Origin of the sequence: Nonomuraea rhizosphaerae (assembly GCF_019396405.1) — a bacterium.
Lineage (GTDB): Bacteria > Actinomycetota > Actinomycetes > Streptosporangiales > Streptosporangiaceae > Nonomuraea > Nonomuraea rhizosphaerae.
Genome location: NZ_JAHKRL010000045.1, coordinates 1 through 23,242, shown reverse-complemented (window position 1 = coordinate 23,242; position 23,242 = coordinate 1). Strand labels below are relative to the sequence as shown.

General features: G+C 70.1%; 22 protein-coding genes. 12 read left to right on the top strand and 10 right to left on the bottom strand.

The window, feature by feature from the left end:
- The first annotated feature begins 111 nt into the window (after positions 1-111).
- Entirely contained in the window at positions 112-2,166 is a 2,055-nt protein-coding gene (locus KME77_RS02320) for a SpoIIE family protein phosphatase (protein ID WP_219461205.1), read from the top strand.
- A 241-nt stretch (positions 2,167-2,407) separates the two neighbouring features.
- On the top strand, positions 2,408-4,063 hold the full coding sequence (locus KME77_RS02315; RefSeq protein WP_219461200.1) for an RNA polymerase sigma factor: 1,656 nt from the start codon (positions 2,408-2,410) through the stop codon (positions 4,061-4,063).
- Positions 4,064-4,154: 91 nt separating this feature from the next.
- Here KME77_RS02315 and KME77_RS02310 read toward each other — a convergent pair whose 3' ends face one another.
- Together KME77_RS02310 and KME77_RS02305 are read right to left on the bottom strand one after the other, a co-directional pair.
- Positions 4,155-4,886, bottom strand: a complete 732-nt coding sequence (locus KME77_RS02310) for a class I SAM-dependent methyltransferase (RefSeq protein WP_219461211.1) — start codon at positions 4,884-4,886, stop codon at positions 4,155-4,157.
- Positions 4,887-4,891: 5 nt separating this feature from the next.
- The gene (locus KME77_RS02305) at positions 4,892-5,359 is read right to left on the bottom strand and encodes a MarR family winged helix-turn-helix transcriptional regulator (protein WP_219461196.1); all 468 of its coding nucleotides are present in this window, start codon (positions 5,357-5,359) and stop codon (positions 4,892-4,894) included.
- Between the two features lie 210 nt (positions 5,360-5,569).
- Here KME77_RS02305 and KME77_RS02300 point away from each other — a divergent pair, with 210 nt between their 5' ends.
- Complete coding sequence (locus tag KME77_RS02300) at positions 5,570-6,391, top strand: NAD(P)H-binding protein (RefSeq protein ID WP_219461193.1); 822 nt, start codon at positions 5,570-5,572, stop codon at positions 6,389-6,391.
- A gap of 10 nt (positions 6,392-6,401) precedes the next feature.
- Here the strand turns inward: KME77_RS02300 and KME77_RS02295 are convergent, their stop codons facing one another.
- Positions 6,402-7,142: a YaaA family protein gene (locus tag KME77_RS02295; RefSeq protein ID WP_219461192.1), complete on the bottom strand. Its 741-nt coding sequence runs from the start codon at positions 7,140-7,142 to the stop codon at positions 6,402-6,404.
- A gap of 333 nt (positions 7,143-7,475) precedes the next feature.
- On the opposite strand from KME77_RS02295, the gene KME77_RS02290 reads away from it, so the two are divergent.
- Positions 7,476-8,174, top strand: coding sequence for a GNAT family N-acetyltransferase (locus KME77_RS02290; RefSeq protein ID WP_219461190.1), 699 nt, complete (start codon positions 7,476-7,478; stop codon positions 8,172-8,174).
- A gap of 243 nt (positions 8,175-8,417) precedes the next feature.
- Here KME77_RS02290 and KME77_RS28985 read toward each other — a convergent pair whose 3' ends face one another.
- Positions 8,418-8,648, bottom strand: coding sequence for a DUF7455 domain-containing protein (locus tag KME77_RS28985; RefSeq protein ID WP_308250509.1), 231 nt, complete (start codon positions 8,646-8,648; stop codon positions 8,418-8,420).
- 265 nt (positions 8,649-8,913) lie between these two features.
- On the opposite strand from KME77_RS28985, the gene KME77_RS02285 reads away from it, so the two are divergent.
- Positions 8,914-10,980 carry a DNA gyrase/topoisomerase IV subunit B gene (locus tag KME77_RS02285; RefSeq protein ID WP_219461186.1) on the top strand — a complete coding sequence of 689 codons (2,067 nt, stop codon included), beginning with the start codon at positions 8,914-8,916 and terminating at the stop codon, positions 10,978-10,980.
- 192 nt (positions 10,981-11,172) lie between these two features.
- Positions 11,173-12,540: a serine hydrolase gene (locus KME77_RS02280; protein ID WP_219461184.1), complete on the top strand. Its 1,368-nt coding sequence runs from the start codon at positions 11,173-11,175 to the stop codon at positions 12,538-12,540.
- 219 nt (positions 12,541-12,759) lie between these two features.
- Here KME77_RS02280 and KME77_RS02275 read toward each other — a convergent pair whose 3' ends face one another.
- Entirely contained in the window at positions 12,760-13,134 is a 375-nt protein-coding gene (locus tag KME77_RS02275) for an ester cyclase (RefSeq protein WP_219461183.1), read from the bottom strand.
- A gap of 87 nt (positions 13,135-13,221) precedes the next feature.
- Here KME77_RS02275 and KME77_RS02270 point away from each other — a divergent pair, with 87 nt between their 5' ends.
- Both KME77_RS02270 and KME77_RS02265 read left to right on the top strand, forming a co-directional pair.
- Entirely contained in the window at positions 13,222-13,689 is a 468-nt protein-coding gene (locus tag KME77_RS02270) for a MarR family winged helix-turn-helix transcriptional regulator (RefSeq protein WP_219461181.1), read from the top strand.
- Positions 13,690-13,800: 111 nt separating this feature from the next.
- On the top strand, positions 13,801-14,619 hold the full coding sequence (locus KME77_RS02265) for an SAM-dependent methyltransferase (protein WP_219461177.1): 819 nt from the start codon (positions 13,801-13,803) through the stop codon (positions 14,617-14,619).
- Positions 14,620-14,652: 33 nt separating this feature from the next.
- Here KME77_RS02265 and KME77_RS02260 read toward each other — a convergent pair whose 3' ends face one another.
- Both KME77_RS02260 and KME77_RS02255 read right to left on the bottom strand, forming a co-directional pair.
- Positions 14,653-15,525, bottom strand: a complete 873-nt coding sequence (locus KME77_RS02260; protein ID WP_246609050.1) for a helix-turn-helix domain-containing protein — start codon at positions 15,523-15,525, stop codon at positions 14,653-14,655.
- A gap of 330 nt (positions 15,526-15,855) precedes the next feature.
- Positions 15,856-16,353: a beta-class carbonic anhydrase gene (locus KME77_RS02255; RefSeq protein ID WP_219461172.1), complete on the bottom strand. Its 498-nt coding sequence runs from the start codon at positions 16,351-16,353 to the stop codon at positions 15,856-15,858.
- Between the two features lie 165 nt (positions 16,354-16,518).
- On the opposite strand from KME77_RS02255, the gene KME77_RS02250 reads away from it, so the two are divergent.
- Positions 16,519-16,833 (top strand): hypothetical protein, encoded by a 315-nt coding sequence (locus tag KME77_RS02250; protein WP_219461170.1) that lies wholly within the window; start codon positions 16,519-16,521, stop codon positions 16,831-16,833.
- A gap of 83 nt (positions 16,834-16,916) precedes the next feature.
- On the opposite strand, the gene KME77_RS02245 is transcribed toward KME77_RS02250, so the two are convergent.
- Positions 16,917-17,480, bottom strand: coding sequence for a thioredoxin family protein (locus KME77_RS02245; protein WP_219461167.1), 564 nt, complete (start codon positions 17,478-17,480; stop codon positions 16,917-16,919).
- 89 nt (positions 17,481-17,569) lie between these two features.
- On the opposite strand from KME77_RS02245, the gene KME77_RS02240 reads away from it, so the two are divergent.
- The gene (locus tag KME77_RS02240; RefSeq protein ID WP_219461164.1) at positions 17,570-17,947 is read left to right on the top strand and encodes a VOC family protein; all 378 of its coding nucleotides are present in this window, start codon (positions 17,570-17,572) and stop codon (positions 17,945-17,947) included.
- 49 nt (positions 17,948-17,996) lie between these two features.
- Here KME77_RS02240 and KME77_RS02235 read toward each other — a convergent pair whose 3' ends face one another.
- Positions 17,997-18,287: a hypothetical protein gene (locus KME77_RS02235; RefSeq protein ID WP_219461162.1), complete on the bottom strand. Its 291-nt coding sequence runs from the start codon at positions 18,285-18,287 to the stop codon at positions 17,997-17,999.
- 106 nt (positions 18,288-18,393) lie between these two features.
- Positions 18,394-20,910, bottom strand: coding sequence for a DNA gyrase/topoisomerase IV subunit A (locus tag KME77_RS02230; RefSeq protein ID WP_372451116.1), 2,517 nt, complete (start codon positions 20,908-20,910; stop codon positions 18,394-18,396).
- Positions 20,911-21,026: 116 nt separating this feature from the next.
- On the opposite strand from KME77_RS02230, the gene KME77_RS02225 reads away from it, so the two are divergent.
- Positions 21,027-21,842 (top strand): TauD/TfdA dioxygenase family protein, encoded by an 816-nt coding sequence (locus KME77_RS02225; protein ID WP_219461157.1) that lies wholly within the window; start codon positions 21,027-21,029, stop codon positions 21,840-21,842.
- Between the two features lie 236 nt (positions 21,843-22,078).
- Positions 22,079-23,242: RecQ family ATP-dependent DNA helicase (locus KME77_RS02220; protein ID WP_246609049.1), on the top strand; the 1,164-nt coding region annotated here is incomplete at its 3' end.

The window sequence follows — 23,242 nt, the reverse complement described above, 5'->3', positions numbered from 1 at the left end:
GCCGCGACCCGAGCACGGCGGTCCTCCCACACCCGAAAACAGCCCCTCCGCCTGGGGGAGTCGTTCCTCGTGGAGGAATTGGACCAGAAATCGATCAACAGGAATCACGCCGTGGATTCAGGCTCAGACTCCGCCCTCTTCAAGGGCATGCTGTCGGAGGCAGAGTTCGCCTTCGCGTTCTTCGACGCCGCCGGCCACGTGCAGATGGTCAACGACGTGTTCACCGATGTCGTCGGTGTGCCCGCCGAGCGGCTCATCGGCCGCGCGCCGGTCGAGACGCTCACCGCCGACCTCAGCCAGCTCGTCACCCACGCCGTCCAGGCGGTCATCGAGAGCGACGCCCCCGTCACCGAGAGCCGCGTGCGGGTGCGCTCCTCCGAGGGCGACACCAGGCACTGGTCGCTGTCGTTCTCGCCGGTCCACGACGACGCCGGAGAGCTGAAGGCCATCGCGCTGATCGGCCTCGACGTCACCGAGAGCCGCCAGATCGAGGAGGACCTGCGCCGCAGCGAGGAGCGCTACCGCTCGCTGGTGGAGGCCCAGTCCCAGCTCGTCTGGATCACCTCGCCGACCGGCACGGTGGTCGAGGACGCGCCCCAGTGGCGCGCCATCACCGGCCAGGGGCTGGAGGAGTACCTCGCGCTCGGCTGGCTGGAGGCCGTCCATCCCGAGGAGCGGCAGCAGACCGAGGAGGCCTGGAAGGAGGCGCTGCGCGGCCGGACCATGTTCGAGTGGAACTACCGCGTGCGCACCCGGGCCAGCGGCTACCGCCACTTCGAGGTCCGCGCGGTGCCGATCATCAGGCACGGCAGGGTCGTCGAGTGGGTGGGCGCCAACACCGACGTGACGCCGCAGCGCGAGGCCGAGGAGATGCGCGGCAGGCTGACCGACCAGCTCGGCGCGGCGGCGCTGCGCACGGCGCGGCTGCAGGGCGCGACCGCGATGCTGGCCGAGGCGCTCACGGTGGAGCAGGTCGTCCAGGTCATCATCGACGTCGGCCGCACCGCGCTGGCCGCCGACCGCTCGGCCGTGGCCCTGCTCGACACCGACAGGGCGGCGCTGAAGCTGATCAACGGCGAGGGCGTGCCCGAGGCGTCGGGAACCCTCGGCGAGGAGATCCCACTGTCCAGTTCGAGCGTGATGACCATGGCGGTCAACAGCCGCCGGCCGGTCTTCGCCGAGTCTCCGGTGAGCCTGAAGGCCCAGCTTCTCGAAGCCGGCGGAGACGAACAAGTTCTGGCGAATTATCTCACGCACAGTGACGAGAAGGCGTGGGTCGGGCTGCCGCTGCTGGCGGCCGGGCGCGCCCTCGGCGCGCTGCGCTTCTCCTTCACCCGGCCGCAGAAGATCTCCCAGGAGGACGGCGTCTTCCTGGAGGCGCTGGCCGGTCAGTGCGCGCTGGCGGTCGAGCGGGCCACGCTGTTCGAGCGTGAGCACCGCACCGCCGAGACGCTGCAGCGCAGCCTGCTGCCCGACCGCCTGCCGGTGGTCAAGGGCCTGGTGCTGGCCCAGCGCTTCCGCTCGGGCAGCCGCCACGTCCAGGTCGGCGGCGACTGGTACGACGCCTTCGTCCTGCAGGACGGGCGGGTCGCGGCGGTCGTCGGCGACGTCATGGGCAAGGGCGTCAAGGCCGCGGCCGGGATGGGCCGCATCCGCAACGCCATGCGCGCCCTGGCGCTGACCAACCCGCCGCCCGCCGCGGTGCTCACGGGGCTCGACAGGGTCTTCGAGGCCACGGAGGAAGAAGAGCAGGTCACGACGCTGGCGTACATGGTGGTCGAGCCCGTGACCGGCGAGGGCACGCTGGCGATGGCCGGCCACCCGCCGCCCGTCCTGGTCTCACCCCAGGGCACCGCGGTCCTCTGCGACGCCGAGCCCGGCACTCCGCTGGGCTGGCCGACCAGTCGCCGGCAGTTCCGGTTCGTGGTGCCGCCCGGGCACACCGCCGTCCTCTACTCGGACGGCTTGGTGGAGAACCGGAAGCGCGGGCTGGATGCCGGACTCGCAGAGATTTGCAATGTTGTGACCGAAGCGCCGCCTGAGGTGGTGGGAAGTCCGCACATGTTGTTGGACTTCCTGGTTGACCGGATGTTGTCTGGATATGAACAAGACGATGACGTTACCGCCCTGGCCATCCACGTGCCGCCCGCCACGAAGAGTGACTGAATGAATCAGTCATAACGGTTGCTTTCGGGTATCGGTGCCGCGCTTACGTACGCACTACTGTCCGGGTCGGCCTAGGGTGGAGGTCAACCGCCGGGAGGTGGCCGTATGGAGTGCGAGGTCGTGTCAGAATGCTGGACAGGTCCGTCGCGATCCGCACGGCCTCATCCTTCTCCGAGAGAGGCAACAGCCCCCAGCGGGCATCTGGGTCCATTGTCGCCACGCGTTCGTTCGAGAGGTGTTCGTGTCGCCTGCAAGTTCGACTCGCTCGAAGCCACAAGAGCTGAACGAGCCCGTCATTCAGCGACTGCTCGAGCGTGGGCGCTCGCAGGGTTTCCTCGAGTCTGAGGATGTCCGTCAGGCCTTCGAGGAGGCGGACATCCCCATGTCGCACGCCGCCGCATTCTTGCGGAACCTCAGCAAAGAGGGCGTGACCGTGGTGGTGACCGCCGCGGATTCGGCTGCGCCGAAAAAGTCTCGTGGTCCAGCAAAGCGCCGTACCGCTGCCCCCGTCAAGACCAAGGCCGCAGCGGCCGCCAAAGAGCAGCAGCCTGAGACCGTGACCGCGGTCGTGGGCGCCGTTGAAGCCGAGCCCGCCCCCAAGAAGGCGGCTCCTGCCAAGAAGGCCGCTCCGGCGGCGAAGAAGGCGGCCGCGCCCGCCAAGAAGGCCCAGCCGGAGAGCGCTGGACCTGCCGAGACCAAGCCGAAGACCTCTGAGGGCGTCGACGACGACGAGGACCTTGAGCTCGAGGGAGACGTCGAGCTGGAGGACCTCGAAGACATCGAGGTCGATGACGAGGAGATCGTCGCCGAGGGCGACTCCGAGTCCGAGGGCGACACCGAGTCCGACGACGACACCGACGACGAGCCCAAGGCCGCCGACGCCGCCGCCGCGGCCGCCACCGCGGAGAAGACCGAGGACGAGGTCCTCATCCTCTCCGACGATGACGATGACGCGCCGGTCGCCCAGGTGGCCGCCGCGGGCGCCACCGCCGACCCGGTCAAGGACTACCTCAAGCAGATCGGCAAGGTCCCCCTGCTCAACGCCGAGCAGGAGGTCGAGCTGGCCAAGCGCATCGAGGCGGGCCTTTTCGCGGAGGAGCAGCTCGGGGGCGGCGAGACCGAGGGCCTGCCCGTCGACGTGCGGGCCGAGCTGGAGTGGATCGCCGAGGACGGCCGCCGGGCCAAGAACCACCTGCTGGAGGCCAACCTCCGGCTGGTGGTCTCGCTGGCCAAGCGCTACACCGGGCGCGGCATGCTGTTCCTGGACCTGATCCAGGAGGGCAACCTGGGCCTGATCCGCGCGGTCGAGAAGTTCGACTACACCAAGGGCTACAAGTTCTCCACCTACGCCACGTGGTGGATCCGGCAGGCGATCACCCGAGCCATGGCCGACCAGGCGCGGACCATCCGCATCCCGGTCCACATGGTCGAAGTGATCAACAAGCTGGCCCGCGTCCAGCGGCAGATGCTGCAGGACCTCGGCCGCGAGCCCACGCCGGAGGAGCTGGCCCGCGAGCTGGACATGACCCCCGAGAAGGTGGTCGAGGTCCAGAAGTACGGCCGCGAGCCCATCTCGCTGCACACCCCCCTCGGCGAGGAGGGCGACAGCGAGTTCGGTGACCTCATCGAGGACTCCGAGGCCATCGTGCCGGCCGACGCCGTCAGCTTCACGCTGCTCCAGGAGCAGCTGCACTCCGTTCTCGACACGTTGTCGGAGCGGGAGGCGGGCGTCGTGTCGATGCGGTTCGGGCTCACGGACGGGCAGCCGAAGACGCTGGACGAGATCGGCAAGGTCTACGGGGTGACGCGGGAGCGCATCCGGCAGATCGAGTCGAAGACGATGTCCAAGCTGCGGCACCCGTCGCGGTCCCAGGTGCTGCGCGACTACCTGGACTAGACAGCTGGTCGACTGACGCCGAGCCCCCACAGGTCACTGTGCGGGGCTCGGCCCTTGTCAGGGCACGGGTGGCCGCGCGCTGCCGGGTGGCTCACTCGTCCGGGCGGGACGCGACGAACACGAACTCCAGGCCGGGACGGTCGGGCGCGTCGCGGACCTCCCGTACGACGTACCCGTGGGCGATCAGCGCCGCCTCGACCTCGTCGCGCTCGCGGAAGCGCAGCGTCGAGTCGGACGTCAGCACCTGACCGTCCGCCGCGAACACCCACGTGCCGCGGAACGTCACCAGCGGCCCGCTGACGTCCACCAGATCGGTCCACTGCTCCACCCCGCCCACACCGGGAACCTCGGCGGCCTGGTACGTCTGCGCCCGGTTCCACCCCAGCCAGGCCCGCGCGGCCGGATCGCGGGTCTCGAAGACCAGGTGCCCGCCGGGCCGCAACGCGTGGAAGGCCCCGCGCAGGGTGCCGTCCCAAGCGCGCGGCTCCACGATCGCCTGGGCGACATTTCCGGTCATGGTGGCCAGGTCCACCCGCAGCCGCGGCAAGGACGTCGCGTCGCCGTGGAGCCAGCGGACCAGGTCGGCGCCCGGCTTGGCCCGCGCCGCGTCGAGCGAGGCCAGAGCCGGGTCGACGCCGGTCACCTGGAGCCCCCGAGAGGCCAGCAGCAGCGCGAACGTCCCCGTGCCGCACCCGATGTCCAGAACGCTCCGGGCGCCCAGCTCGTCGGCCACGGCCGCGTACACGTCCAGGTCGCCGCGGTCGGGGTCGAGGGCGTCGTACACCGAGACCAGCCGCGGGTGCTCGAAGATCGCGTCCGCCATGCCGGTCACGCGTCCCCGCCGGCGAGGCGCTCGGCCTGGGCGCGTCCCACGTCGGCGGCGCGGTGGAGGTAGTCGGCGATGACGTCCAGCTCCGCGTCCTCGTAGCGCTCCAGCACCTCCCCGAACGCCGTGCCCGGGGTCTCCCAGGCCGCGGCGATCCGCTTCCGCGCGGAGGGCGCCAGCGTGACCAGGGCGCGTCTGCGGTCCGCCGGGTCCGCGTGCCGCACCACCAGCTCGGCCTTCTCCAGCCGATCCACCAGCCGGGTCGCCGACCCGGGCGTCAGGCCCGTCAGGCGGGCGATCTCACCGGTGCTCACCGCCCCCGACTCCAAATCCAGCAACGCGACGCACTGCAGGTCGGTGGGGTGGATCCCCAGATGGTCGGCCAGTGCCTGGTTGAACAGCACGTACGCGGCGTAGTGCCGCTGGCTCTCGTCGAGGATCCGCTTCAGCGTTTCCGCCCGGTTTGACATGAGGCCGCCCCATGGTTCACATTTACCTGTGTCGCGCAAATATTGTGTGACGCAATCTCTGTGTCGCGCTTCCATTCTACGGGAGCCGAGCGGACGTGCGGAGCCGGGTCGCGCAGTCGCCGACCCGCTGGTCAGCCGGCATGTGACCACCTCGAACGAACGTCCTCACTTCACGCGTCCCCTTCGCAAATCGCCCCTGAAAGGCCAGACATGACCATCCTTGTCACCGGCGCACGCGGCAGCGTGGCCACCCGGCTCATCGCCGTCCTGCGCGAGCGCGGGCTGCCCGTCCGGGCCGCCTCCCGTCGTCCGGACGATCCGTCGATCACCGCCTGCGACCTCACCGACCCGGCCACCTTCCCGGCCGCTCTGGCGGGTGTCGGCGCGGTGTTCCTCTACGCGGAGCCGTCGCACGCGGACGCCTTCGTCAAGGAGGCGATCGCGGCCGGCGTGGAGCACGTCGTGCTGCTCTCCTCGTCCTCCGTGCTGTCGCCGGACGCCTCGGCGAGCCCGCTGGGCCGGTCCCATCTGGACGCCGAGCGCGCCCTGACCGCCGCTCCCGTGCGGAGCACGCTGCTGCGGCCGGGGTCGTTCGCCGGCAACGCGCTGGCCTGGTCGTGGCCGATCAAGGCCGGGACGCCGGTGAGCCTGCCCTACCCGGACGCCTGCGACGACCCCGTCCACGAGGCCGACCTCGCCGAGGCCGCCGCCGCCGTGCTGGCCGACCCCGGGCTGGGCGGCGGGGCGTACACGCTGACCGGGCCGGAGTCGATCACGTTCGCCGGGCAGATCGACGTCCTTCGCCGGGAGACCGGGCGGGACATCACCGTCCGCCAGGTCTCCCGTGAGGAGTGGAAGGCCGAGATGGCCGAGCACGTGCCGGGGCCCATCGCGGACGCGCTGCTGGACTGGTGGCGGTCGTGCGACGGCGTTCCCCGCGAGATCACCGGCGACCTGGAGCGGCTGATCGGACGGCCCGGCCGCACGTTCGCCACCTGGGCCAGGGAACACGCCTCGGCATTCGGCCGCTGAACGGCGCGTTTCAGTCGCTGACGTGCACGTCCAGGGTCCACGGGCGGTTGGCGCGGGCCGGTGGGGTGAGGTCCAGCTCGTAGCCGTACCCGGTGAGCGCCTCGGCCAGCTCACCGGGCGTGGCGGGGTCGGCGCCGGTCTCCAGCAGGGTGCGGGCGATCTCGCCGCGGGTGGCCTTGGCCATGTGGCTGACGACCTTGCCGTCGCGGAACACCCGTACCGCCACAGATCGTTCGCCCGGCTGCCAGGCGGCGGCGTACGTGGCCGAACGCAGGTCCACCACCAGTCCCGGCAGGCGCTCCAGCTCCTTGGACACCTTCGGCCGCCAGAACGCCGCCAGCCCGCCCAGCGCGGGCAGTGTGACGCCCATCGACAGCCGGTACGGGGGCACGTGGTCGGTGATCCGCAGCACGCCCCAGAGCCCGGAGAAGATCAGCAGCGAGTCCTCGGCCCGCTTCCTGGCGTCGTCGGAGAGGGTGCCGAGGCCGAGCTTCTCGTACAGGACACCGGTGTACAGATCGGCCGCCGGCAGCGTGGAGGCGGTCTGGAGTTCCAGGTTTTTGGGCAGTTCCTCGGCCTGCCCGGGCGAGAGGCCCAGCACCTCCAGAGCGTTACGTCGCTTCGAGGCCTTGATCAGCGCGGTGAGCACGCGCTTGCGCGACCTGTCCAGTGCGGGGAAGGAGAGCTCTCCGAGCGGCGGGCCGGCGCCCTCTCCGGCCTTCCCCTCCGACGGCGGCAGCAAAATCAGCACGCCGCAGCGTACCCCGCCCCCGGCCGGAGGATCTCGACTTGCGGGACGAGTTGCAGGGCGAGCCGTTCCGGCTGCCCTCGGCGTGCGTGCGGCGAGCCGTTTCCGCTGCTCTTCGCATCTGTGCGGTGAGTCGCCTCCGCCGCGTGCTTGTGCGGCGAGTCGCCCGCGCCCTTTTCGCCCCTGTACGGCAAGCCGCCCCCACCGCCACCCGCCGCACACCGCCGGGGACCTCCAGGAAGACGCCCGCTGAGCCCGCACGTGGCCGGTCGCCGTTACACACGGGGTCGCCGGCCGTCACCGTGGGCCCTCTTGACCGTTGGTTAGGGTGCTTTGATGGACTTTGACCTGCTTGTTCACGAAGCCTGGCCCGCCTACGAGCGGGTTGACCACGACGGCTGGGTTCTGCGCTATGCCGGAGGCGTCACCAAGCGGGCCAACTCCGTGCTTCCCCTCGGACGGCCCGCCGACCTCACCGGCGCCATCGAGGCCGCCGAGGCGTTCTACGCCGGCAAGGGCGAGCGGAGCGTCTTCTCGGTAGGGCCGGGGGCTCTGGCGGGGCTCGACGACGTTCTGGACGCGCGGGGATATGAGGTCGTCGACCCGACCGTGCTCATGGTGGGCAGCTGTGACGTGGCCCCGGCCGGACATGCCGTGCGGGTCGAGAGGTCGCCTTGGCCCGCGTGGATGGAGAGCTGGTGGGCCGTGGACGGACGCTACGACGACGGGATGCCGGCGGCCGAACAGATCTGCACCGGAGTGCCCGCCCTCTATGCCGCCGTCGAGGAGGACGGCCGGGCCGTCGCCGTGGGACGGGGCGTGCCGCAAGGGGACACCCTGGGGATCTACTGCATGGCGACCCTGCCGGAGGCCCGGCGCCGTGGACTGGCCCGTAGCGTGCTCCGAGAGCTTCTACGGCGCAGCGGGGCGCGGTCTGCCTACCTGAGCGTCACCGGCCGTAACGCGGCCGCCCAGGGGCTCTACAGGAGCGAGGGATTCGAGGCGCGCGGCGGCTACCACTACCGTGCGCGCTGAACCCCCCACGAGCAGCCGGACCGGCCGTGGAACGGCTGACCTTGCGCCGGACCAACAGGCCGGTGCCCAGAACAGGCGGGTGCCCAGAGCGGAAACCCTTGTCCCTGAGTCGCGCCAGCCCATAGGCAAGCAGACCGGGCAGACGAGCAGAGGGGCGGACAAGCCGAACGGCGGGCCCGGGCATGCCAGGACCGCCGTTCGGCTCAGAGCTATATGTTGTTATCTCATCACGACCAGCGCGGGTCAGCGCTCGTCGTTGGGGGCCATCGTTGGGGTTTCACTGAGGCGAGCCGACTCGTCCAGGATGTCGGCGCCCTTTTCACGCAGTGCCGCGATGTGCTGACGCCCGTGATGAGCGCAGAACAGCAGCTCCCCACCCACGGGCAGGGTCGCGCGAATGTATGCCTGGGCGCCGCAGCGGTCGCAGCGGTCGAGGGCCGTCAGCGGCTTAACGGGGGCGAGAGCTCCAGTCACGTATCGCCTTTCGGGTCACCCCCGCCGAAGCGAGGATCTGGCGTCAGTCACTTGGAACAACATCTAACCGGACGTGGACGTTCCCAATCACCGCCCCGCTACGCCGAGAGCGGAATGTGGCCGAAAGTAATGCTGATCAGCCGCTTGGTAACACCAAACGTGTCGCCATGGCAAGCTTGTACGCGTGCGTAGGGGAAGAACGGTAAGCTACGCACACGTGTTCGACTACGTACACGTGTTCGACTCGTAGACCAGGGGAGCCGGAGTGACGCTAGTGGAGGCGGGTTACACGGCTCGTCACCTTTCGGTGCTTGAGGGCCTGGAGGCGGTGCGCAAGCGCCCTGGCATGTACATCGGGTCGACCGACAGCCGGGGCCTCATGCACTGTCTGTGGGAGATCGTCGACAACGGCGTGGACGAGGCCCTGGCCGGCCATTGCTCGCGCATAGAGGTGGAGCTCTACCCCGACGGCTCCATCGAGGTGCGTGACAACGGACGCGGCATCCCCGTCGACGTCGAGCCCAAGAGCGGCCTGGCCGGGGTCGAGCTCGTCTACACCAAGCTCCACGCGGGCGGCAAGTTCGGCGGCGGCTCCTACGGCGCCTCCGGCGGCCTGCACGGCGTCGGCGCCTCCGTGGTCAACGCCCTGTCCGCGCGCTGCGACGTCGAGGTGGACCGCGACGGGCGCGTGCACGAGATCAGCTTCCGGCGCGGTGTGCCCGGCGTGTTCGACGGCGAGGGGCCGACGGCCAAGTTCAGGAAGAAGTCGGGGCTGCGCGAGGGCGGCAAGCTGCCCAAGAAGGTCACCGGCACCCGCGTGCGCTTCTGGGCCGACAAGCAGATCTTCCTGCCCGACGCCGAGGTCTCGCTCGACGAGATCCACGTGCGGCTGCGCCAGACCGCCTTCCTCGTGCCAGGCCTGACCTTGGCCGTCATCGACAGCAGGCACGAGGAGCGGATCGAGGACGAGTTCCACTTCGAGGGCGGCATCTCGGAGTTCACCGACTTCCTGGCCCGCGACGAGGCCGTCTGCGACGTGCTGCGGCTGCAGGGCGTCGGCCACTTCCACGAGACCGTCCCGGTGCTCGACGACCAGGGCCACATGACGCCCACCGAGGTGCAGCGCGAGCTCACCGTCGATGTGGCCGTGCGCTGGGGCAAGGGCTACGAGTCGACCGTCCGCTCGTTCGTCAACGTGATCGCCACCCCCAAGGGCGGCACCCACCTCACCGGGTTCGAGCGCGGCCTGGCCCGCACGCTCAACGAGCTGCTGCGCGAGACCCGCCTGCTGAAGAACGGCGACGACCCGGTCAACAACTCCGACATCTCCGAGGGCCTCACCGCCGTCGTGACCGTCCGCGTGCCGGAGCCGCAGTTCGAGGGCCAGACCAAGGAGGTGCTGGGCACCTCGGCGGCCACCCGCATCGTCTCCCACGTGGTCTCGCGCGAGCTCAAGGAGCTGTTCACCAACCCGCCGCGCGGCTACAAGCAGCCGCTGCGCGCCGTGCTGGAGAAGATCGTCGCCGCCGCCAAGGCGCGCATCGCCGCCCGCGAGCACCGCGACAACCAGCGGCGCAAGAGCGCGCTGGAGAACTCCGCGCTCCCGGCCAAGCTGGTCGACTGCCGCAGCGACGGCGTGGACCGCAGCGAGCTGTTCATCGTCGAGGGTGACTCCGCGCTGGGCACCGCCAAGCTGGCCCGCGACTCGGAGTTCCAGGCGCTGCTGCCGATCCGCGGCAAGATCCTCAACGTGCAGAAGGCGTCCGTGAGCGACATGCTCAAGAACGCCGAGTGCGCCGCGATCATCCAGGTCGTCGGCGCGGGCTCCGGCCGCTCCTTCGACATCGAGGCGGCCCGCTACGGCAAGGTCATCCTGATGGCCGACGCCGACGTCGACGGCGCCCACATCCGCTGCCTGCTGCTGACGCTCTTCCACCGCTACATGCGGCCCATGGTCGAGGCCGGGCGCGTGTTCGCCGCGGTGCCGCCGCTGCACCGCATCGAGCTCACCAACCCGGGGCGCGGCAAGGACAAGTACATCTACTGCTACTCCGACGCCGAGCTGCACAAGGTGCTGCGCGACCTGGAGCGGCGCGGCAAGCGCTGGAAGGACCCGGTGCAGCGCTACAAGGGCCTCGGCGAGATGGACGCTGACCAGCTCGCGGAGACCACCATGGACCCCCGCCACCGGATCCTGAGGCGCGTGCGCATCGAGGACGCCGAGCAGGCAGAGAACATCTTCGGTCTGCTCATGGGCAGCGACGTGGCGCCACGGCGCGAGTTCATCGTCAACAGCGCCGCCGAGGTCGACCGCGACCACATCGACGCCTGACCCGCGACGTCTGACCCGCGACGCCTGACCCCACGCCCTGATGGGCGACGGGTCAGGCGCGCTTGGTGACGCGCCACGGGCGACGGGGCGTGCGTGACGGGTGGCCCGGTGCGGTCGTGGCGGGCTAAGTTCCGATCATGACGGTTCAGGTTCTGGCCATGACGGAGGTCACGGCGTGAGGGGCATCACGGCATGACGGAGATCCACGGGGCGTGCGACGACCGGTTCGGCGGGGTGCGGGAGGCGCTGGCGGCCTCGCTCGGGGCGGAGGACGTGGGCGCGTCGGTGGCGGTGTTCGTCGACGGGGAGCCGGTGGTCGACCTCTGGGGCGGGTACGCGGACGCCGCCAGGACCGTCCCGTGGGAGCGTGACACGATCACCAACGTCTGGTCCACCACCAAGACGATGACGGCGCTGTGCGCGCTGATCCTGGCCGACCGCGGTGAGCTCGACCTGGGGGCGCCCGTGGCCGCGTACTGGCCCGAGTTCGCCGCCGCGGGCAAGGAACGCGTACAGGTGCGTCACCTGCTCTCCCACACCGCCGGCCTGCCCGCCTGGGACGAGCCGCTGACCGTCGAGGACCTGTACGACTGGGACAAGGCCACGACGCGGCTGGCGGCTCAGACGCCGCGCTGGGAGCCGGGCACGGAGGCCGGGTACCACGCGCTCACCCAGGGGTTCCTTGTGGGTGAGGTGGTGCGGCGGGTGTCGGGGCGGAGCGTGGGGGAGTTCTTCGCGTCGGAGGTGGCGGGGCCGCTGGGCGCCGACTTCCACATCGGCCTGGCCGACGAACACCACCACCGCGTCGCCGCCGTCCTCCCGCCGCCCGATCCTTCCCCCAGCCCGTCGTCCGTCCCTGAGCCCGCCCCCTCGCCCCACCCTGAGCCCGCCCGCTCGCCCGGCCTTGCGTCCGTCCCTGAGCCCGTGTCTTCGCCTGTTCCTGAGCCTGGCTCCAGGCTCAGCTCTTCGCCCGGCGTCGCGTCACAGGACGCTTCCCCACGCGCCGCCGTACCCCAGGACGCCTCGTCTCGCGATGTCACGTCCCAGGACGATCCGTCTCACGGCACGCCGTCCCAGGACGCCTCGCAGCGCGGTGCTTCGCCAGCGGCGCGGGGTGGCTTGTCCGGGTATCCCGTGATGCGGCCGGAGCAGGCGAACACGGCGGGGTGGCGGCGCGCCGAGATCCCCGCCGCGAACGGCCACGGCAACGCGCGTTCCGTCGCCGCCGTGCAGTCGGTGCTGGCCTGTGGAGGGACGGCGCGCGGGGTGCGGCTCCTGTCCGAGGCAGGGTGCGAACGGGCCCTGGAGGAGCAGTACAGCGGCGTGGACCGCTATCTGGGGGCCCGGATGCGGTACGGGATGGGCTACGGGTTGCACACCGGGTGGCTGCCGAACCCGCGTACGTGCTTCTGGGGCGGGTGGGGAGGCTCGGTGGTCGTGGTCGATTTCAACGCCCGGATGACCGTGGCGTACGTGATGAACCAGATGCTCGACACCGGCACCCTGGGCGACGCCCGCGCCCTGGACGTCATCATCACCGCCTATGAGGCCGTCTCCTGACGGCCGATCGGGTGTGGTGGAGGTCGGTCGGTGGTGCGGCTTGTCATGAGACGCCCTTGTACGGCAGGCATGGGCCGGCCCCACCCGCGGTGCGGGGCCGGCGTCTGTCCAGGGAGACGCTCCTCCGGTTCACCGGCTGAGCGCCGTGACGAGACGGTGAGACCGGCTCTGCCCCATTCGTGAGACGGGGCGGTCAGGTGACGTGATCAGGCAGGGCGGTCAGGCGGTGGGCAGGGAGCTGGTGTCGAGGGTCGGGTGGAGGGCGGTGATCCTGTTGTTCTCCATTTCGAAGATCACGCAGGCCCGGACCTGCAAGGGCTTGCCCGTCGGCGGCGCGCCGAAGAACATGCCCTTGTGGGTGCCCGTCAGGACCCATCTTGTGGCGACCCGGTCGCCTTCTGCGATCATGTCCTGGACGTCGAAGTGCATGTCCGGGAGGGCCGAGCGGATGTGGTGCGCGATCTGCTTGACGCTCTCGGGGCCGGTCGGCCGGTCGGGGGCCGTGGAGAGGGTGCTTGCGATGATCTCGTCGGCTACTTCGAGCCTGCCCTCGTTCAGCACCTCGTCGTACAGGCGCATGACGATGTCCTTCATCACTGTCTCCCTTCGATAAGCTAGTGGCTAGAGAAGCTTGTCTCTAGTTTTCCTAGATATTAGGGATATTAAGGAGTTTGATGCCCGATGTCAAAGCGTGCGGCGCTGGTGACCGAGTTGCTGGAGGCGCTGCGCAAGACCAACGTGCTGGCGGTCTCCATGGGCCAGGCGGCCGCGGGACGGATCGGCATCAACACCACGGATCTCCACTGCCTCAACCTGTTGAGCGAGGGGGCGCTGACCGCCAGTGAGCTGGCGCGGCGCGCGGGCATCACGACCGCGTCCGTCACCGGGGTCATCGACCGTCTGGAGGCCGTCGGCTACGTGCGGCGCGAGCGTGACGGGGCCGACCGGCGCAAGGTCGTGGTGTCGCTCGTGCTGGAGCGGGCCGCGGTGGACGTGGCTCCGGTGTTCACGCCGCTGCTCAAGGCCTGGCGGGCGTCGCTGACCGAGTACAGCGACGAGGAGCTGGAGCTGATCGCCGGTTTCATGAACCGGACGCAGTCCGTGTTCAGTGACGAGGTCGAACAAATGCGCTCCCGCCCGGCGAACTAGGCACAGTCCGCTACGGGAAATGTCCCTCAAAGTCGGATTTGCTAAAGGTGGGAGTAAATGTAGGACGATAGGTGGGAATGGCTCTCAGGTGCGCCAGGAGAAAGGCCCTTCATGCCTGAACTGTCCAACGACCCGCCGCGGCCCACGCCGGGGATCGACACGAGCGTGGCGCATTCGGCGCGCATGTGGAACTACTGGCTCGGCGGCAAGGACAACTATCCCGCCGACCGGCAGGCCGGTGACCAGTTCCGCGAGCAGTTCCCCGACATCGTGCGCATCGCGCAGCTGTCCCGCCATCTGCTGGCGCGCATCGTCCGGCACCTGGCCGGCGAGGCGGGCATCCGGCAGTTCCTCGACATCGGCACCGGCCTGCCCACCATGGACAACACCCACGAACTGGCCCAGCGGGCCGCGCCGGAGTCGCGCGTCGTCTACGTCGACAACGACCCGCTGGTGCTGGCGCACGCTCGCGCGCTGCTGATCGGCACCCCCGAAGGCGCGACGGACTACATCGACGCCGACCTGCACGATCCCGACACGATCCTCGCCGGAGCCGCCCGGACGCTGGACTTCCAGCGGCCGGTCGCCCTCATGCTCATGGGCATCGTCGGGTACGTGAGCGACGCGGACGGGCCGCACACGATCGTCAAGCGGCTGATGGACGCCCTGCCGTCCGGCAGCCACCTGGCCCTGTGGGACGGCATCAACCTGGTCACCGGCGCCGCGCTCGACCAGGCGCAGGAGGACTACAACCAGAGCGGGGCGGTGCCGTACAACCTGCGCAGCCCCGAGGAGTTCACGGCCTTCTTCGACGGCCTGCGGCTGGTGGAGCCGGGCGTGGTCTCCCTCCCGAAGTGGCGTCCGGATCCCGACCCGTTCGGCTCCCTGGACGACGTCGACGCGCTGTGCGGCGTGGCGCGCAAGCCGTGAGGGCGCAAGCTGTGAGCGCGCAAGCTGTGAGCGTTACAACTCGGCGCTGATCCGGCGCAGCACGGCGGGGGTCGCCGTCGCGGGCTCGGCCAGGACGACGAGCCTGTTCAGCAGGTCCCGGTAGGCGAGCACGTCCGGCCCCTTGGTGAGGTACTGGGCGCCGGTGAGCCGCTGAAGATAGACGACGTCCTCCAGCGCGGTCTCGGCGAAGCGCAGCATGGTGACGGGCCCGACATTGCCGACATGGCCGCCGGCGCCGAACGTGAGCACCTGAAGGGTGACATGGGGCAGCTCGGCCACCTGTCGCAGGTGCTCCAGCTGGGCGCGCATCAGCGCCGCGTCGCCCACCCGGCGGCGTAGCGCGGCCTCGTCCATCACCACCCACAGCTTGCGGTTCGCGGGCGGGTCCAGGATCCGCCGGCGGCGCATCCGCACCGCGACCTGCCGCTCGACGTGCTCCGCCGGCTCGTTCCGCCCCAGGGTGAGGAGGGTGCGCGCGTAGTCCTCCGTCTGCAGCAGCTGGGGGACCAGCTGCACCTCGTACGTGCGGATCAGCGCCGCGTCCTGCTCCAGCCCCAGATAGGCCTCCTGCCAGTCGGGCACCACGTCGCGGTAGTCCCGCCACCAGCCGCCGGCTCCGGCCCGCTCGGTCAGGGCGAGCACGGTCGAGCGCTCGGCCTCGCGCACGCCGTACAGGGTGAGCAGGTCGGCCACGTCGTTGTGCTTGAGGCTGGTACGGCCCAGCTCCATGCGGCTGATCTTGGAATGGGAGGCCCGGATGGCGTAGCCGGCGTCCTCGCGGCTGATGCCGCACGCCTCGCGCAGGCGGCGGAGATGCGCGCCCACCAGCAGGCGCAGCACCGTCGGCCCCTGTAGCCGCAGATCGCCCTCGGATAGTTCGGTCAAGTCGCCTATTTCGCGACTATTTAGCATCAATGCCCCTATCCAAGCCGGTGACCGGATCAATGGTGACGATCGTTTCACGCTCTATTAACTTCGGCACCATATTCCTTTCGGCCAGGAATGCGTACCGCCCTCGGAGCTGGTGCCGCAGTCGCGCTTTCTCGCGCGTGCCGGACCGCCGGCCTGGATTCGGGATCGGGGATGCGCTGGGCCCAGGCAGACGTCGAATACGGCGCCGGGCACGCCTGGGCCGGCCTCGACGCTGACGGCGCCTGGCCAGTGCTTGGGCGATCCCCAGGGACCGAACCTGGCCGGGCTCGGCCCCGGGGCGTCTCAGGCGAGTTCCACCGGCAGCAGCTTCCCGGTGTGGACGTCGTAGATGGCGCCGCCCACCGGCAGGCCCGGCGGCAGGAAGGGGGAGGACGTGATGCGGGTCAGGTCGTGGCGCAGCGCCGCGTCCTGGTCCGGCACGGTGTGGAACTCCAGGCTGCGGGAGTCCACGCCGTGCCGCTGCGTGAGCTCGTGCACGTCGCCGTCGGTGACCTTGGACATGCCGCAGTCGGTGTGGGGCATCACCAGGACACGTTCGACCCCGAGCAGGTAGACCGCCAGGACGAGCGTGCGCAGGACGTCGTCGGTGACGCGCGCGCCGGCGTTCCGCAGGATCTTGGCGTCACCCGGCTTCAGGCCGAGCAGTCCCAGAGGGTCGATACGTGAATCCATGCAGGTGACCACCCCGAGCCCGCGTGCCGCCCGTCCGGTCAACCGAGAATTCTTGAATTTGGCGGCATATTTCACGTTGGCCGAAAGCAAGTCGTCGAACGCACTCATGTGACAGATGATCCCCCACGGCCGCTTCCTCATGGTTTCCGGGGTGGCGACACGGCTCGATCTGGTCAACGTCCCACGATCACTACTTACTTTGCGTGATGATGTCGTAGCCCACAGTAGGAAATTCGGTGGGTGAACCCCACTGTGTGACCGAGGATGGTTGTCGTGAGTAGGTCCGAATCGCTCGCCGCGTACCTGCGCGCCCATGCCCGGCGCCGTCTGGACCGTGTGGAGACCCGGGACGACGGCCGCAACGCGAGGGTCGCCCTGGCGTTGCTCGACGCCGCCGCGTACGCCTCCAGACTGCCCGACGACGACCCGCTGATCGCGTTGCTGGACCAGGCGGGGTGTTACGGGCCGCTGGGGTGCGACGGGTTCGACGCGGGGGAGCAGGGCAACCGGCTCGTCCGGAGCTGGGAGGGGGGCGAGCCGCACGAGCTCCTGCTCGCCCTGCCTCCCGCCGTCACGGCCTCCGCCTAGCCTCCGACCGGCTGACCGGCCTCTTCCGCGTCAGGCGGCTCCGGCGAGCCAGGCGGCGCTCCGCGTCGGGCGGCTCTCCGGCGTCAGGCGGGGGCGTTGCCCGGCTTCCACTTGATGCCGCAGCCTATGGACGGCTGCTGGGTCCGGCTCACCTCGTCGCCGGCCAGCAGCGCGTCGATCGCCGCCCGCAGCGACGCGCCCGTCACCGGCACGTCGTTCGAGGGCCGGGCGCCGTCGAACTCGCCCCGGTAGGCCAGCTTGAACGCGCCGTCGTACAGGAAGAAGTCAGGCGTGCACGCCGCCCGGTAGGCCTTGGCGGTCTCCTGCGTCTCGTCCAGCAGGTACGGGAAGGTGAACCCGGCCCGCGCGGCCTGCTCGGCCAGGTGTGTCGCGTCGTCGTCGGGGTAGTTCACGCTGTCGTTGCTGCAGATGGCGACGACCGACAGCCTGGAGCCGTAGTCGGCTGCCATGGCGCCCAGACCGTGCTCGATGTGCCGTACGTAAGGGCAGTGATTGGACAGGAACACCACGAGAGTGGCGGGTGAGCCCTTGAGGTCCGCGAGCGAGACGCTGCCGCCGTCGATGGCGGTCAGGTCGAAGTCGGGCGCTGGGGAACCAAGAGGGACCATGAACGAGTTGGCAGCCATGGTCCCATTGTCGCCGCTGCCCGATCGCTTCTTGTCGGTGGCTGCCGGTAAAACGGTCCTGCTGAAATAACGGTCCTGGAGGTAGGCGTATGAGTGGCATCGCGAAGTTCCGCACGACGGTGCTCGACTGTCCCGATCCGCTGGAGCTTGCGCGGTTCTATTCCCGGCTGCTCGGCTGGCCCGTCCACGAGGGGTCGGACGAGGAGTGGGCGATCGTGACCGACGGGGGGCCGCCGGCCAGGCTGGGGTTCCAGAGGGTGGACGACTACCGGCCGCCGGTCTGGCCGGGCGCGGACCGGCCGCAGCAGATCCACGTCGACGTGACGATCGACGACATGGACAAGGCGGAGGCGCAGGTGCTGGAGATCGGCGCCACCAAGCACGAGCACCAGCCGAGTGAGGACGACAGCTTCCGGGTGTTCCTCGACCCGGCCGGGCACACGTTCTGCCTCTGCAGGGACGTCTGAGGGACGACTGCGAGACGTCCAGGACGGCTGCGGAGACGTCCAGGGACGGCTATGGGGACGTTCGGGGACGGCTCCTGGTCGCCGGCACGACCGCGTCGTCCTGCGCGTACGCGTCCGCCAGGCGGTCATGGGCCGCCTTCAGCCAGGTCGCGGGCAGGATCGTCCGCAGGCTCTGCCCGTACGGGTAGAGGGGATCGTACGACGCGTCACCGACGTTGATCGGCAGCTGAGCCTCCGAGCGGGAACCAGGTGAACCCCCCGAGAAGCCCTGCCAGGTGATCGTCCAGCCGCCGCTCTGGTGGTTGCCGATGTCGTCGGCGTCCGACCCGCCCACATGCACGCGAGCACCGCGCCGCAGCCGTGCGCGGGATTCTCGCCCCCCTCGGCCGGGGAGACGCCGGACCCGGGCCGTCGTGCGGCCGGGCCCGGATGTCACCGGGTACCCGCTAGAACAGCGGCTGCTCCTCGTCCTCCGCCTCACCCGATCCGCCCGCACCGCCGCCGGACTCCAGGGGGCCGGAGGCGATGGCGCCGCCGATGGCGCCGATGGTGTTGGTGAGGCGCACCCCGGACCCGTCCCGGCGGCCGATCTCGTCCGGCAGCGGCACCGGCTTGCCCACCGACGAGATCGCCTTGGCGGGCGCCGGACCGGCCCAGCCCAGCAGCAGCACGTCCTCGCCCTTGAGGAAGCGCTGCGCCCGCACCCCGCCCGTGGCGCGTCCCTTGGCGGGGAACTCGGTGTAGTCGGACACCTTGCCGCCGCCCACCTGGGTGCCGGGCAGCGCGGTGGACGTGCCCGCCACCGTCACCACCTGGGCCGGCAGCGACGGATCCACCACGCCGAACCAGATCACCCTGGCCGCCCCGTCGAGCCGGATGCCGGCCATGCCGCCCGCGGGACGCCCCTGGGGCCGTACCTGAGAGGCGGGGTAGCGCAGCAGTTGCGCGTCGGAGGAGATGAACACCAGGTCGTGCGCCTCGGAGGTCAGCTCGACCGCGCCCACCACGTGGTCGCCCTCCTTGAGGGTGATCACCTCGAAGTCGTCGCGGTTGGCCGGATAGTCGGCCACCACGCGCTTGACCACGCCCTGCGCGGTGCCGAGCGCCAGGCCGGGGCCGTCGGGATCGAGGGAGCCGAGGCCGACGACCGTCTCGTCGGGTTCGAGCGAGACGAACTCCGACACCGGATGCCCGCCCGACAGCGACGGCGGGTTGGCGGACGGCGGCAGCGTCGGCAGGTCGACCACCGGCACGCGGATCAGCCGGCCCGCCGAGGTCACCACGCCGACCTCGCCGCGGGCCGAGGTGCGCACCACCGACACCAGCACGTCGTGCGCCGACCGGTCGCCGTCGGGGGACAGCGGCGAGGCGTCGGAGGTGCGGGCCAGCAGCCCCGTGGACGACAGCATCGCCAGGCACGGGTCGTCGGCCACCAGCAGCTCGACCGTGGGGGTGCGCGGCGCGCCCGACGACTCCAGCAGCACCGTGCGGCGTGGTGTGCCGTACTTCTTGGACACGTCGGCCAGCTCGTTCGAGACGACCTGGCGCAGGCGCGCCTCGGAGGACAGGATGCCGGTCAGCTCGGCGATCTCGTCGGTCAGCGTCTCCTTCTCGCGGTCGAGCTCCAGCTTGTCGTAGCGGGTCAGGCGGCGCAGCGGCGTGTCGAGGATGTACGCGGCCTGGATGTCGGTCAGGTCGAAGACCTCCATCAACCGCGCCCGCGCCTGGGCGGAGTCGTCGGAGGAGCGGATGACCTGGATGACCTCGTCGATGTTGAGCAGCGCGATGATGAGGCCGTCGACCAGGTGCAGGCGCTCCTCGCGCTTGCGGCGCCGGTACTCGGAGCGGCGGCGCACGACGTCCAGGCGGTGCTCCACGTAGACGCGCAGCAGCTCGCGCAGGCCCAGCGTGCGCGGCTCGCCGTCGACGAGCGCCACGTTGTTGATGCCGAACGTCTCCTCCATCGGCGTCAGCCGGTAGAGCTCCTCCAGCACGGCCTCGGGGATGAACCCGTTCTTGATCTCGATGACCAGGCGCAGGCCCTTGTGCCGGTCGGTGAGGTCCTTCAGGTCCGCGATGCCCTGGAGCTTCTTGCTGGTCACCAGCTCCTTGATCTTGGAGACGACCCGCTCGGGGCCGACGTTGTAGGGCAGCTCGGTGACGATGATGCCCTTGCGCCGCGGCGTGATCTGGTCGACGGTGCACTTGGCGCGCATGCGGAACGTGCCACGCCCGGTCTCGTACGCGTCGCGGATGCCCTGCAGGCCGATGATCGAGCCGCCCGTGGGCAGGTCGGGGCCAGGCACGAAGCGCATCAGCTCGTCGAGCGTCGCGTCCGGCTTCTTGATCAGATGGCGGGCGGCGGCCACGACCTCGGTCAGGTTGTGCGGCGCCATGTTGGTGGCCATGCCGACCGCGATGCCGGCCGTGCCGTTGACCAGCAGGTTGGGGAACGCCGACGGCATGACCGTGGGCTCGGTCTCCTGGCCGTCGTAGTTGGGCTTGAAGTTGACGGTGTCCTCGTCGAGCGACTCCACCATCAGCATGGCGGCCGGGGCCAGCCTGGCCTCGGTGTAGCGCATGGCGGCGGGCATGTCGTCGGGCGAGCCGAAGTTGCCGTGGCCGTCGACCAGCGGCAGCCGCATCGAGAACGGCTGCGCCAGGCGCACGAGCGCGTCGTAGATCGCGGTGTCGCCGTGCGGGTGGAGCTTGCCCATCACGTCGCCGACGACGCGCGAGGACTTGACGTGGCCCCGGTCGGGACGCAGGCCCATCTCGCTCATCGAGTAGAGGATGCGCCGCTGCACGGGCTTGAGACCGTCGCGCGCGTCGGGCAGGGCGCGCTGATAGATCACCGAGTAGGCGTACTCGAGATAGCTCGTGCGCATCTCGGAGGTGACGTCGATGTCGACGATCCGCTCCTCGAAGTCCTCTGGTGGGGGGGCAGTCGTACGTCGGGCCATGTCGAACATTGTGCCGAAGAAAGTCGAGTGCCCGCGACATCATCGCCGCCAGACATCCTTGACCAAGCAATTGCTTGGGTATTACGTTCGGACATATCCCCCTTTCCGGAGGCGTCATGATCGAATTCCATCCCGTGACCAAGCACATCGGCGCCGAGGTCACCGGGGTAGACCTGCGCAAGCCGCTCTCCCAGGAGGAGGTCGAGACCCTGCGGGTCGGCTGGCTCAAGCACCTGGTGCTGTTCTTCCGCGAGACGGGCCTCGACGACGAGCAGCACCTGCAGTTCGCGCTGAACTTCGGGACGCTCAACCACCCGGCGTTCAAGCGGGACGGCGACAGCCCCATCCACGTGCTCGACCAGACCAGCCCCCGTGGCGAGGGCGGCGACGAGTGGCACAGCGACAACACCTTCGAGCCGACGCCACCGATGGGCTCGCTGCTGCGCTGCGTTCAGCTCCCGAGCGTGGGCGGCGACACCTGCTGGGCCAACACCTACCTGGCCTACGAGACGCTGTCGCCGTCGATCCAGCGGCTGTGCGACGAGCTCACGGCGGTGCACGACATCACGATGTCGATGAAGAAGGCGATCTCCAAGGGCCACCCCTTCGACCTGGCCGAGGTCCAGGCCAAATGGCCGCCGATCGAGCGCCCGGTCGTCCGGACGCACCCCGAGACGGGGAGGAAGGCCCTGTTCGTCAACCGCGCCTCCACCACCCGCCTGGTGGGGCTGACCGACCGCGAGAACGAGGCCCTGCTGCCGCTCCTGATCGACCACATCAGGTCGCCCGAGTACCAGTGCAGGCTCAAATGGCGTCCCGGAACCCTGGCCTGGTGGGACAACAGGCCCACCCAGCACTACGCGGTCGCCGACTACACCGAACGCCGCATCATGCACCGGGTGACGATCAACGCCTTCCCCGAGCACCAGTAGGCCACCAGCAACCATCAGTAAGCCACCAGGGGAGACGACGACGGCCGGGCCACTCGTCGCCACCGGCTGAGAACTCGCGCGTGACGGCGCCCGGCCACCATCCGGTCAGCGGCCGTGCTCCTGGAGGCCCTCAGCCCTGTGCGGCGGGTGGCGGTGGGCGCGGCCTGCCGTAAAAGAGGCTCGGAATAAAACCGCCGCGCGCGAAAAAGTCGGAGGGAGCTGGTAACAAGGAGGGCATGATTGACGCCCCCGATGCGGAGATGCTGCGCGAAGAGGCCGAGACCCGGCTCAGGGCCCTCGCCGGCGACCACGCCCGCCTCCGTGACGACCAGTGGTCGGCCATCGAGGCCCTGGTCGTCGACCGGCGCAGGGTGCTCGTCGTGCAACGCACCGGCTGGGGCAAGTCGGCCGTCTACTTCGTGGCCACCGCCCTCCTGCGGGAGCTGGGCGAGGGGCCCACCGTCATCGTCTCGCCGCTGCTGGCCCTCATGCGCAACCAGATCGCCGCCGCCGAGCGGGCCGGGATCAGAGCCGTCACGATCAACTCCGCCAACCCCGAGGCGTGGGAGGAGATCTACGGCCAGGTGGCCGACGGGCAGGTCGACGTGCTGCTGGTCAGCCCGGAGCGGCTCAACAACCCCGACTTCCGCGACAACGTGCTGCCCGAGCTGGCCGAGAGCGCGGGCCTGGTCGTGGTGGACGAGGCCCACTGCATCTCCGACTGGGGGCACGACTTCCGGCCCGACTACCGCCGGCTGGCCACCCTGTTCGAGGAGCTGCCGCCCGGCATCCCTGTCCTGGCCACCACCGCCACCGCCAACGCGCGCGTCACCCGCGACGTGGCCGAGCAGATGCGGCTGCCCGAGCACCTGCGCACCGACGACAGCGACACGCTCGTCCTGCGCGGCCCCCTGGAGCGCGACAGCCTCCACCTGAGCGTCGTGCGGCTCCCGACGGCCGAGCAGCGGCTGGCGTGGCTGGGCCAGACCCTGCGCGAGCTGCCCGGCTCCGGCATCGTCTACACCCTCACCGTGGCCGCCGCCCACGAGATCGCGGGCTACCTGCGCGACCAGGGGCTGGAGGTGGCCGCCTACTCGGGGCAGACCGACCCCGACGAGCGGCTCGCCGCCGAGGAGGCGCTGCTCAACAACAAGATCAAGGCGCTGGTGGCGACGAGCGCGCTCGGGATGGGGTTCGACAAGCCCGACCTCGGGTTCGTCGTCCACGTGGGGGCGCCGCAGTCGCCCGTCGCCTACTACCAGCAGGTCGGGCGGGCCGGGCGCGGCGTCGAGCGGGCCGAGGTGATCCTGCTGCCCGGCACCGAGGACCGCGACATCTGGGCCTATTTCGCCTCGCTGGCCTTCCCGCCCGAGCCGGTCGCGTCCGCCCGATCGGTCAGC